Below are 12,512 nucleotides of genomic sequence, written 5' to 3'. Positions count from 1 at the left end.
GTTTAACATGGTTATGTTATGAAACATAATTATTAATCATCAAAGCGTTTTGCTTTGTAAGCCGGGTTTTTTAAGTTCTCAACAGAGAAGATATCATCCAGTTGTTCTTCGGTTAATAAACCACGTTCTAGAACAACTTCACGTACACTCTTACCTGTTTCTGCACAAATCTTACCAACGATGTCGCCGTTATGGTGACCAATGAATGGGTTCAGATAAGTAACGATACCGATTGAGTTAAATACGAAGTGTTCACAGATTTCTTTGTTCGCAGTGATACCATCAACACATTTTTCTACTAAGTTACGGCAAGCGTTGCTTAATAGAGAGATTGATTCGAACATTGCTTGACCAATTGCAGGTTCCATTACGTTTAATTGTAATTGACCAGCTTCAGCTGCCATAGTGACACAAGTGTCATTACCGATAACTTTAAAGCAAGCTTGGTTTACAACTTCTGGAATTACTGGGTTTACTTTAGCTGGCATGATTGAAGAACCTGCTTGTAGTTCTGGAAGATTGATTTCTTTCAGACCTGCACGAGGACCAGAGGACAGTAAACGTAAGTCATTACAGATTTTAGACATTTTTACAGCTAAGCGTTTTAATGCGCCGTGAACCATTACATAAGCACCACAGTCAGAAGTTGCTTCAATTAAGTCTTCTGCTGGAACACAGGCTAAACCAGTTACTTCTGCTAATTTTTTAACAGACAGTTCTTGGTAACCAGGTGCTGTATTCAGACCAGTACCGATAGCTGTTGCACCTAAGTTCATTTCTAACAGTAACTCAGCAGTGCGTTTCAGGTTTTTGATTTCTTCTTTCATCAGTACAGAGAAAGCGTGGAATTCTTGACCTAAAGTCATTGGTACAGCGTCTTGTAATTGAGTACGACCCATTTTCAGGATGTCTTTGAACTCAACTGCTTTTCTATCAAAACCAGCTTTCAGCAGTTCGATAGATTCTGTTAATTTGATAATAGAGTTATAAACCGCTACACGGAAACCACAAGGATAAGCGTCGTTTGTTGATTGGCTCTTATTGACGTGGTCATTTGGGTTCAGGTATTGGTATTCACCTTTTTGATGGCCCATTAATTCCAGACCGATGTTTGCGATAACTTCATTGGTATTCATATTTAATGAAGTACCTGCACCGCCTTGGAATACATCAACTGGGAATTGATCCATGTGTTTACCTGTTTCTAATACTACGTCACAGGCTTTGATAATCGTATCAGCGATTTCACGAGGAATAGTGTGAAGCTCTTTGTTTGCTAATGCAGCAGCTTTTTTCACCATTACCATACCGCGGATGAATTCTGGAACATCATTGATGGTACGATCACTGATGTAGAAGTTTTCAATTGCACGTAAAGTGTGGACGCCGTAGTAAGCATCAGCAGGAACTTCTCTTTTACCTAACAGGTCTTCTTCGATACGAGTTTTATTTGACATGAGAACCTTCTTATTAAAATTTTAACTGTCTAGTTATGCGCTTGTTAATAAAATATATCGTTAACGGTTAATAATGTAATATAACTTACCGTTTTGCTTGGTACTGACACGATCATATTCGGGTTGTGAACAAATACCTTTAAGCTGGATCACTTTATACGTAAATAACCTCTAAATATTTTCTTTTTGTGATCTATCTCATGGATTTTACAGTTCTACTTCTCTTTTTAACGCCCCTTGAAAAGGAGTGTTAGGCTCCCCATTATTATGTAGATAAACTAAGAAAAAGCGAGTTCGTAAACCATCACCTTAGATGTAGTTCACACTCCTTTCTATTAATAATATGAATCTTTTTTTATAAAAAGGAGAACCAAGTGCGTTGGCTCCCATTAATTGTTATCTGCCTTCTTATCTATATAGAAGCCGTTATTTTCGTCAATGTGGCATCTTCTATTGGCGTTCTTACAACACTATTCCTTGTGGTGCTGACTTCTTGTGTTGGTGTCTCACTGGTAAAAAATCAGGGCGTAAAAAATATTGCTTCAATGCAACAAAAACTTGCAGTGGGTGAAGTGCCAGCAGCAGAAATGGTGAAAAGTGTTTCATTAATACTGGCAGGTATTTTACTGTTAATCCCAGGCTTTTTTACAGATTTCTTGGGCTTGCTGTTGTTATTACCACCATTGCAAGCGCTATTAGTGACGAAACTGATCTCTCGAATTCAAATTTATTCAGCAGGTCATGGTCAAAGTGGATTTTCTTCTAATCAGAATGGAACAACCTTCGAAGGCGAGTTTCAGCGTAAAGAGGATTCACCGAGTAACCAACTGAATAATAAGACGGAAGATCAGGATAACGACCATTTTTCTGACAAAAAATAATTAGCCCAAAGCATAATCAACTGAAATGGGGAAAATTTGAAAAAAAATCACACTTCTCCCCTTGAAGTTTTACTGGATGCCCCCACCTGTATCGTCATGGTACTGGTTCATCTTGGGCACTGGTATCAACCTTAATCCTGATATGGACTTTTTTATAGGAGCACTATTAATGAAGATTCGTCCATTACATGACCGTGTTATTGTTAAACGTAAAGAAGTCGAAGCTAAATCAGCAGGCGGTATCGTACTGACTGGCACTGCGGCGGGTAAATCAACTCGTGGCGAAATTTTAGCCGTAGGTCAAGGCCGTATTATGGAAAACGGCGACGTTAAGCCGCTGGATGTTAAAGTTGGCGATATCGTAATTTTTAACGACGGTTATGGCGTTAAAACAGAAAAAATTGATAACGAAGACGTGCTTATCATGTCTGAAAGCGACATTTTAGCAATTGTAGAAGAATAATTTTTCTCTTTTAAGATCTTCTTAAACTGAACGAATTCAAAGGAAATATACGATGGCAGCTAAAGACGTCAAATTCGGTGTAGATGCTCGTAATAAAATGTTACGTGGTGTTAATGTTCTTGCAGATGCAGTTAAAGTAACTTTAGGTCCTAAAGGTCGTAACGTTGTTTTAGATAAATCTTTCGGCGCACCTGTTATTACTAAAGATGGTGTATCTGTTGCTCGCGAAATTGAACTCGAAGATAAATTCGAGAACATGGGCGCACAGATGGTGAAAGAAGTTGCTTCTAAAGCCAATGATGCGGCAGGTGATGGTACTACAACTGCAACAGTATTAGCACAATCAATCATTGCCGAAGGCTTAAAAGCAGTTGCCGCTGGCATGAACCCTATGGATCTGAAACGCGGTATCGACAAAGCTGTTCTTGCAGCAGTCGAAGAACTGAAAAAACTGTCTGTTCCATGTTCAGATACTAAGGCGATTGCTCAAGTTGGTACAATTTCTGCTAACTCTGATGAAACCGTTGGTACTCTGATCGCGCAAGCGATGGATAAAGTGGGTAAAGAAGGTGTTATCACCGTTGAAGAAGGTACTGGCTTAGAAGACGAGCTAGACGTTGTTGAAGGTATGCAGTTTGACCGTGGTTATCTGTCTCCTTACTTCATCAACAAACCTGAAACGGGTACAGCAGAATTAGAAAACCCATTCATTCTGTTAGTTGATAAAAAAGTTTCTAACATCCGTGAATTACTGCCTGTCTTAGAAGGTGTTGCTAAAGCTAACAAACCTCTGCTTATCATTGCAGAAGATGTTGAAGGTGAAGCACTGGCAACATTAGTTGTGAACAACATGCGTGGTATCGTTAAAGTTGCTGCTGTTAAAGCACCTGGCTTTGGTGATCGTCGTAAAGCAATGTTGCAAGATATCGCAACATTAACTAACGGTGCGGTGATTTCTGAAGAAATCGGCATGGAGTTAGAAAAAGCAACATTAGAAGACTTAGGTCAAGCAAAACGTGTTGTTATCAACAAAGATACAACCACTATTATTGATGGTTTAGGTGATCAAGACGCTATCAGCGGTCGTGTATCTCAAATTCGTCAACAAATCGAAGATGCAACTTCAGATTATGACCGTGAAAAATTACAAGAACGCGTTGCTAAATTAGCTGGCGGTGTTGCAGTAATTAAAGTTGGTGCAGCAACTGAAGTTGAAATGAAAGAAAAACGTGCTCGCGTTGACGATGCTCTGCATGCAACTCGTGCAGCGGTTGAAGAAGGCGTTGTTGCGGGTGGTGGTACTGCGCTGGTTCGTGTTGCTAACGCTCTGCGTGAGATGGTTGGTGATAACGAAGAACAAACAGTGGGTATCCGCGTTGCATTACGTGCAATGGAATCTCCAATGCGTCAAATCGTTGCTAACGCAGGTGAAGAGCCATCTGTTGTTGTAAACAACGTGAAAGCGGGTGAAGGTAACTACGGTTATAACGCGGCAACTGATGTTTACGGCGATATGATTGATATGGGTATCTTAGATCCAACTAAAGTTACTCGTTCTGCACTACAATTTGCAGCATCTATCGCAGGTCTGATGATCACAACAGAAGCAATGATCACAGATTCACCTAAAGATGACAAAATGGATTTAGGTGGCGCTGGCGGTATGGGCGGCATGGGTGGAATGGGCGGCATGATGTAATTCATCAGCTTACCGTTTTACAGAGAAAACCCGAGCTTAGGCTCGGGTTTTTTTATGTCTAAATACAATCGAGATTTGAAAATCGCATTATTTCATTGATACACATAACAACCCCTTTTTAGGGGGTTATTTGTTAACATAAATCACATACTATGCCTTTAATGCACAAAACAACCTCTTATATGAAGTTCCCCCCCAATAGTTGGACTGCCAATTACGCTCTTTTTATGCCGTTTTATTTCAGAATTATCAGATAATTCATTTTATATATAATTAGAAACAACTTATTTCTTTACAATTAGGCAACAGATCGTTTTTACTGCACCGCTTAAAAAATATTAAATAAATTGGGGTGCTCACCATGTCTGTCGTCGCAATTGTACTTATCTTTCTTTTTGCCGTGATTGTGAGTGTGTTTATCTCACGATTACTGTCAGAAAAAATTCCTTTGCCATTGATCCAAATTGCGGTTGGCGCATGTTTGTCGATCTTTGGCTTTGAAGTGGCGTTTGATCCACATCTTTTCTTGTTCCTCTTTATTCCTCCATTGCTGTTTTTAGATGGTTGGCGTATTCCCAAAGAGGCGTTGTTCCAAGAGATTAAACCCATTATGTCGTTAGCGATCGGTTTAGTTGTTGTTACTGTAATTGGGATGGGCTTTTTTATTCATTGGCTTATTCCTTCTATTTCGCTTGCGATTGCTTTTGCATTAGCCGCGATTTTATCGCCAACCGATCCTGTTTCTGTGTCTGCAATGACCGTCAATTCGCCACTTCCTTCACGTATGACACATATTTTAGAAGGCGAGTCGTTACTCAATGACGCTACAGGCTTAGTCTGTTTTAGTTTTGCGGTCGCAGCAGCATTAACAGGTTCTTTTTCTATTGCTTCAGCAACGGGGCAATTTTTATTAGTTGCTTTAGGTGGTGCTGCTATTGGTTTGATTGTGGCTGGCGTGATTGGGCGATTAAATCAGTTTTTGGTTAAACGTACTGGTGAAGATCCAGCTATCCAAATCTTGATCAGCTTATTGATGCCATTTATTGCTTATTTATTAGCGGAGCATTTCCATGTATCTGGGATCTTAGCGGCGGTTGTTGCTGGTATTGCAATGCACTACGAAAAAATCGTGGGTCGTATGCAAGCAGCGACACGTATGCAAAGTAAAGCGGTTTGGGATACGGTTCAGGTTGCACTTAATGGCATGATTTTTATTCTATTAGGTGAACAACTTCCTGCAATGTGGAAAATTTTACCTGAAGTGACGCAATCGGCGGGTGCAACTAATCCTTGGGCAGTTGTAGGTTATATTATCGTTATTACAATCGGACTTGCTGTACTGCGTTTTTCGTGGGTATGGGTATCGATGTCGCTGACGGTATTCCGTTCTCCTAATAAACGTTTATCTCGTCATGATCTGCGCTTAATGGCCATTATGGCAACCGCAGGAGTACGGGGTGCAATTACACTAGCAGGTATCTTAACCCTTCCTTTATTAATGACAGATGGTTCACCTTTCCCAACACGAGATCTCGCCATCTTTATTTCCATGGGCGTTATTCTCTGTTCATTATTGATAGCCACAATTGCATTACCGATTTTAACTAAAGGGCTATCAGAAGATTTACCTTATGAAAATGATGAAATTCGTACGCGTTTGGCGTTAAACGAAGCGGCGATTGCGCATATTAATGAGCTAATGAACCAACCTTGTGAAGATCTTGATGAGATGTCACTACGCAATGAGGCAGGTTCACATTTATTAGAAATTTATAGCCGTCGTCTTGATAGTGAAGACAGTGTGCAAGAAGGGGCGCTTGATCTGAAACGCTTGTTTAGCATGGAGCGTCAGTTGTCTCGCAGTGCATTAAAAATAGAGCGCGATACATTACAGCAGTTACGTAAATCACGTCATATTAGCGAACATATTTTTCATCGTTTACGCCATGAATTAGATTTAAAAGAAGAAGCACTGAATCATCATTTGAGTTAATTTAGGTCAATATTATCTTCAGATAGCGATTTGCTGTCTGAAGATGTTAAAAAATAAACAAATTATGTGTTCGTTCTCGCACTGTGTAGGTTGAAAATAGGTCAGATCGTTTTAAAAGCATAAAAGCGGTGTAGAATAGGGGCATTATTGCTTTGTCTATCTCAAAGCCGAATTTGTACGTTAAAATAAGTTTGAAGCGAAAATAATATCTTAAGGCTATTGGCTAATGTGAGATAGTGATGATGATTTATTTTTGCGCATAAGAGAGATGACAAGGTATATTGTTGTCATTACTAAACGGACACTCAAATAAATGAGGGGATCATGCGAATTAAATTGTTATTGGGAGCTGCAGCCGCGTTGTTACTAGCAGGCTGTTCTGCAACAAACACATTAAGCACTGCTGGCTCACAGGTACAAATCACTGATACGCAACCAGGCAGTGAATGCCAATTACTAGGAACAGTGACAGGTGTTCAAAATAACTGGTTATCAGGTTCCCGTACTGAAAGCCAATCACTGCGAGGCGCTGCTAACGATCTACGTAATAAAGCAGCCGCAATGGGTGGTAACGTTATTTTTAACGTTGGTACTGGCGCAGGTAGCTTTGTTGATAGCTTTGCACCATTAGATAGCAAAATGAGTGGACAAGTTTATAAATGCCAATAAGGGCATTTTATTTATTCACTATTTATTAGTCTGCTAATAGATAAAAAGCTGTAGTCACTTCATCTATTTGAATTGAGCTACAGCTTTTTTGTTTTTGTGATATGGATTATTGCTGGCGTAACCCAAGATCTAACAACGTCTTACTAGGTTCACCACCAATTTCACGCGTGAGTTTAGGTACCATATAACCTGAAACTAAGCTCATTAGTGCTTTCATGATCTCTCTTGCTTCACTGTCTGGCACCATAAAGTGAGCAGCACCTTGCACTTTATCTAGAACATGTAAGTAATACGGCATAACGCCGGCATCAAATAGTGCGCGACTTAAATCCGCAAGGACTTCAGCACTGTCATTGACACCTCGTAATAACACACCTTGATTCAATAAAGTGACATTGGCATTTTTTAGCTTTGAACAAGCTTCTCTCAATGCGTCATCAATCTCATTGGCGTGATTGATGTGCAATACCATGATATTTTGCAAACGTGATTGTTGTAGGCGTTTGCATAGCGTGTCAGTAATACGTGCAGGGATAACCACAGGTAAGCGAGAGTGGATACGTAAGCGCTTAAGATGAGGAATAGCCTCTAATTGTGTTATCAACCAATCAAGCTCATCATCTTTCGCCATAAGGGGATCTCCCCCTGAGAAGATGATTTCATCGAGTTTTGAGTTATTTTTGATATACTCAATTGCTTTTTGCCAATTCGCTTTGTTTCCTTTGTTATCTTCGTAAGGAAAATGACGACGAAAACAGTAGCGGCAATTGACAGCGCAACCACCTTTGACCAGAAGCAATGCACGATTCTGATATTTATGTAATAAACCTGGCACCGCATTTTGTTGCTCATCTAACGGATCCGTAGAAAATCCCGGTGTTATGGTAAATTCAGCATTTGCAGTTAATACTTGTAAAAGTAATGGATCGTTAGGATCGCCTTTTTTCATGCGTGCAACGAATTCACGGGGAACCCGTAGCGGAAAAAGCCGTCGCGCCTGAGCCCCTTTTTGGAGATCAGCGTGATGTTCCAACGCTAAAAGTTGGAGTAATTCAACAGGATCACTGATTGCCTGCGCGAGTTGTGTTAACCAGACTTCTCTGGTGGGGTGATTATGAGTTACAATGTGTGCCATTTTTTGGCTATGCCATTTTAAATTAAAAAAGTTAGAGGATATTCATGGCTTCTTATAATACCAACGATTTTCGTTCAGGTCTTAAAATCATGTTAGATGGCGAGCCAGCCGTCATTACTGAATGTGAATTTGTTAAACCAGGTAAAGGTCAGGCATTTGCTCGTGTGCGTCTGCGTAAACTGATTTCTAACAAATTACTGGAAAAAACATTTAAATCTACTGATTCAGCAGATGGTGCTGATGTCATGGATATCAACTTAACTTACCTGTACAACGACGGTGAGTTCTGGCATTTCATGAACAACGAAACCTTCGAACAATTAGCAGCAGACGAGAAAGCTGTTGGCGAAAATGCTAAATGGCTGATCGACCAAGCTGAGTGTATCGTAACACTGTGGGATGGTCGTCCTATCGCTGTTGTTCCACCAAACTTTGTTGAATTAGAAATCGTTGATACTGATCCAGGCCTGAAAGGTGACACCGCAGGTACAGGTGGTAAACCAGCAACATTAAGCACTGGTGCGGTTGTTAAAGTTCCACTGTTTGTACAAATCGGTGAAGTTATCAAAGTTGATACTCGTTCAGGTGAATACGTATCGCGCGTAAAATAATCGCATAGATTATTTTACTGAGCGAAACGCTAAGCACAATAAATAATTACCGCAGATAATGTTAAATATCTGCGGTATTTTTTTATTTTAATTTATAAATATTGATTAATAGGTAGTATTTTCTTTCTAAAAATTTGAGTGATTTGTATTACTGCATTATTTAATTTTATGTGTTATTATTTTGTTTCTAACTTATTTACCCCTTCATTATTCCTGATGCCAAAATAGAATGTGAGATTCAATATTGGAATTGGTAAAAAATAACCATTTTTTTAAAATAAGTGTGTAGGTTGTTTTGGTAAAGACAATCCACAGCAATATTTATTTAAGTTATTTTGACTTTCCTTTAAGAGATATTGAAGAGTATAGATAAAAACATTAATCCTGTAATATTATTGATCTTTATTTTATATTTTAGTTGTACTAGGGAAACCCTTTCAATATAGACATTTACTTTGAGATATCTCTTTTATTTTTTTCTTCTTTTATTTTATCCTGTAATTAATATTAACTAAATTAGGGTTATTTTAAATAAAATCTCATTTATTTTTATCTCTCTTTTATTATTAATTTTCTATCCCTAAATAACGATAATTGAATCATTAACTAGATTATTATTTAGTTTAAAATAATCACCTTCAGTTAATGCTTTTAACTCTGAAATAAAATAATTGCTAACACTAAATAAAACTCTATCAAATATTATGGTATTTGAGTAATAACGCCAATTAAACAGAAAAAATCGATTTTTATCTATCTCATTTCATTTCTTACACTCTAGTTAAGTGTCAACGTCATTATTGTCGATACGTCATTCTTAGCTCCTTCTTGTTTTTCTATCTTAATGATTTTTATCATAAATAAATTAAATCCTCTCTTGGCATGAAATATGCTTTATCTAAAGAAAAATTGACGACAGTAATGCTGTTAAACGTTTTTCTCGGAGGATGTGGCGAATGAATCGCTTTGTAATTGCAGAGCCACAACGATGCATAGGGTGTAATACCTGTATGGCAGCTTGCTCAGAAGTTCACCAAGCTGTGGGTTTACAGGCGCATCCGCGTCTTACAGTGGTAAAAGTGGAGGATCAGACAGCACCGATGCTTTGTCGGCACTGTGAGGATGCTCCTTGTGCTCGCGTGTGCCCAGTCAATGCCATCACTCATGAAGATAATATGATCTTTCTTAATGAGAGCCTGTGTATTGGCTGTAAGTTGTGTGGTCTAGTTTGTCCTTTTGGTGCAATTACACCATCAGGTAGTAAACCCGTTAACTTACCGGCTGTTTTTGAACACTTTGTGCCTGAAGAAATGTTGGCAGATGTGCCAGCAAGTCTTCCAACAACCAACCCATTCCTTGCATGGAATGCAGGTATCCGCGCAATCGCAGTGAAATGTGATTTATGTGCTTTCTCTGATGAAGGCCCTGCTTGTGTCAACGTATGTCCAACCGATGCATTGCATTTAGTTGAAGAAGACAAACTTGAAGAGCAGATGAAAACGCGTCGCTTAGGCTCTGTGATGGAATCCATTACGGATCTTGACGATTTATCTACTTTGACACAGGAGCGGAAGTAATATGGAACCTCTTCAGTTACTGCTGTGGTCAGTCATCCTGTATGTTGTTGGTGGCGTTATTGCACTGTTTTTAAAAAAACAGGAAGGGTTGGCAATCCTTATTTCAGGGATCAGCGCAATCATTGGTGGTGTCTTAGGTATTTTAAGTGCATTACCCGTTATTTTTGGTGGTGAAATCGCTACTTTTACCGCCGCAGGACCTTTCGATTTTGCCGCCTTTGTGGTGCGCATGGATATGTTAGGTGCCTTTATGGTGTTCGTCATTTCATTACTGGTCAGCGTGTGTGCGCTTTATTCTCTTGCTTATGTGCAAGAATATAAAGGTCGTGGCGCTTGGAGCATGGGATTCTTTATGAATCTGTTTATTGCTTCTATGGTTGGCTTAGTGGTGATGGATAATGCGTTCTACTTTATTATCCTGTTCGAAATGATGTCTCTGGCTTCTTGGTTCTTAGTTATTGCTGACCAAGATGACGAATCTATTCACGCAGGTTTACTCTACTTCTTTATTGCTCACGCAGGCTCCGTGTTAATCATGATTGCCTTCTTCTTGATGTGGCGTGAAAGTGGTAGCCTTGATTTTGATTCATTCCGTCAACTCTCTCTTTCTCCTGCGATGGCCTCTGTGGTGTTCTTACTGGGCTTCTTTGGTTTTGGTGCCAAAGCCGGTATGTTGCCATTACACAGTTGGTTACCAAAAGCTCACCCCGCAGCACCTTCACATGCATCGGCATTAATGTCAGGTGTAATGGTTAAAATTGGTATCTTCGGGATAATTAAAGTCGGTATCGATTTGTTGGGTGCTACTGAAATGTGGTGGGGAATTGTTGTCCTCGCATTCGGTGCAGTTTCTTCTGTATTGGGTGTTATGTACGCATTAGCAGAGCACGATTTAAAACGTTTACTTGCATGGCATACCGTTGAAAATATCGGCATCATTTTAATGGGTGTGGGTGTCGGTATGGTAGGAATGGCAACAGATCATCCTGTTATTGCCGCACTTGGCCTGTTAGGTGCTTTATATCACTTATTAAACCATGCGGTGTTTAAAGGATTATTGTTCCTCGGAGCTGGCGCCATTATTAATCAAATTCACACGCGTGATATGGACAAAATGGGTGGGTTAGCCAAACTGATGCCTTACACTGCAACAGCATTCTTAATTGGTTGTATGGCGATTTCAGCGTTACCACCATTAAACGGTTTTGTTAGTGAATGGTATACCTATCAATCTTTATTTACGATGAGTTACGAAGGTAACTTTGTGATGCGCTTAAGTGGTCCTATTGCCATTATTATGCTGGCAATTACAGGGGCATTAGCGGCAATGTGTTTCGTTAAAGTCTATGGTGTTAGCTTCTGTGGCGGTCCTCGTAGTGAGCAAGCAACAAAAGCAAAAGAAGTACCACTACCAATGACGATTGCGATGGGTTTATTAGCGCTTTTCTGTGTTGTGTTAGGTGTGGGAGCGGCTTTTGTTGCACCAATCATTGCCAATATTGCAATGTCGCTTAGCGAAACCAGCGCATTAACGGTAGCTCAAGGCTCCATGCTTGTTCCTGATACTGCATCACAAGCCATGTTCTCTCCAGCATTAACATTTGTTTTATTAATTGCTCTACCGCTTATCCCATTCCTGATTTACCTCGGCCTAAAAGGCAATCAACCTGCGTTTCGTCGTAAAGGTGATCCTTGGGCGTGTGGTTATGTGTGGGAAAAAGATATGGCAGTGTCAGCAGGTGGTTTTACTCAAGCATTACGTAGCATGTTTGCACCACTTTATCGTATGCGTAAACAACTTGATCCATCTCCATTGCTGTCTCGTGGTTTTAATAAAACACAGCTCGGTGCTGAAAAGGTCGAACCATTCTGGGATGAACGAATTATTTATCCTCTGGTTCGTGGTATCCAACGTTTTGCAAAACGTATCCAATGCCTACAAGGCGGGGATTTCAGACTCTATTGTCTATACGTTGTCGCAGCGCTGGTCATCTTGCTTTTAGTCATCGCAGCGTAAGGAGAGGGAC

General features: G+C 39.8%; 10 protein-coding genes. 8 read left to right on the top strand and 2 right to left on the bottom strand.

Features of this window, described 5'->3' with window-relative positions:
• Positions 1-32 precede the first annotated feature (32 nt).
• Entirely contained in the window at positions 33-1,457 is a 1,425-nt protein-coding gene (gene aspA, locus ACWPWK_RS07340; protein ID WP_109374261.1) for an aspartate ammonia-lyase, read from the bottom strand.
• 374 nt (positions 1,458-1,831) lie between these two features.
• Here aspA and ACWPWK_RS07335 point away from each other — a divergent pair, with 374 nt between their 5' ends.
• From ACWPWK_RS07335 to ACWPWK_RS07315, 5 genes are all read left to right on the top strand, one after another.
• The gene (locus tag ACWPWK_RS07335) at positions 1,832-2,338 is read left to right on the top strand and encodes an FxsA family protein (protein WP_109374262.1); all 507 of its coding nucleotides are present in this window, start codon (positions 1,832-1,834) and stop codon (positions 2,336-2,338) included.
• A gap of 169 nt (positions 2,339-2,507) precedes the next feature.
• Positions 2,508-2,801 (top strand): co-chaperone GroES, encoded by a 294-nt coding sequence (locus tag ACWPWK_RS07330; RefSeq protein ID WP_036914050.1) that lies wholly within the window; start codon positions 2,508-2,510, stop codon positions 2,799-2,801.
• A gap of 52 nt (positions 2,802-2,853) precedes the next feature.
• Entirely contained in the window at positions 2,854-4,500 is a 1,647-nt protein-coding gene (groL, locus tag ACWPWK_RS07325; RefSeq protein WP_109374263.1) for a chaperonin GroEL, read from the top strand.
• A 361-nt stretch (positions 4,501-4,861) separates the two neighbouring features.
• Entirely contained in the window at positions 4,862-6,493 is a 1,632-nt protein-coding gene (locus tag ACWPWK_RS07320; RefSeq protein ID WP_109374264.1) for a Na+/H+ antiporter, read from the top strand.
• Between the two features lie 324 nt (positions 6,494-6,817).
• The gene (locus ACWPWK_RS07315; protein ID WP_023582946.1) at positions 6,818-7,162 is read left to right on the top strand and encodes a DUF4156 domain-containing protein; all 345 of its coding nucleotides are present in this window, start codon (positions 6,818-6,820) and stop codon (positions 7,160-7,162) included.
• Between the two features lie 106 nt (positions 7,163-7,268).
• Here the strand turns inward: ACWPWK_RS07315 and epmB are convergent, their stop codons facing one another.
• A complete protein-coding gene (epmB, locus tag ACWPWK_RS07310; protein ID WP_109374265.1) occupies positions 7,269-8,297 on the bottom strand; it encodes an EF-P beta-lysylation protein EpmB in 1,029 nt (342 codons plus the stop codon).
• Between the two features lie 44 nt (positions 8,298-8,341).
• Here epmB and efp point away from each other — a divergent pair, with 44 nt between their 5' ends.
• From efp to hyfB, 3 genes are all read left to right on the top strand, one after another.
• Entirely contained in the window at positions 8,342-8,908 is a 567-nt protein-coding gene (gene efp / locus ACWPWK_RS07305; RefSeq protein ID WP_088494539.1) for an elongation factor P, read from the top strand.
• A gap of 956 nt (positions 8,909-9,864) precedes the next feature.
• A complete protein-coding gene (locus tag ACWPWK_RS07300) occupies positions 9,865-10,485 on the top strand; it encodes a 4Fe-4S dicluster domain-containing protein (protein WP_109374266.1) in 621 nt (206 codons plus the stop codon).
• A gap of 1 nt (position 10,486) precedes the next feature.
• Positions 10,487-12,502: a hydrogenase 4 subunit B gene (hyfB, locus tag ACWPWK_RS07295; RefSeq protein ID WP_109374267.1), complete on the top strand. Its 2,016-nt coding sequence runs from the start codon at positions 10,487-10,489 to the stop codon at positions 12,500-12,502.
• The last annotated feature ends 10 nt before the right edge of the window (positions 12,503-12,512 follow it).

Source organism: Proteus sp. Marseille-Q3619 (genome assembly GCF_965283115.1).
Note: the sequence above shows the minus strand (reverse complement) of the source record. Positions and strands in the feature narration are given on the sequence as shown.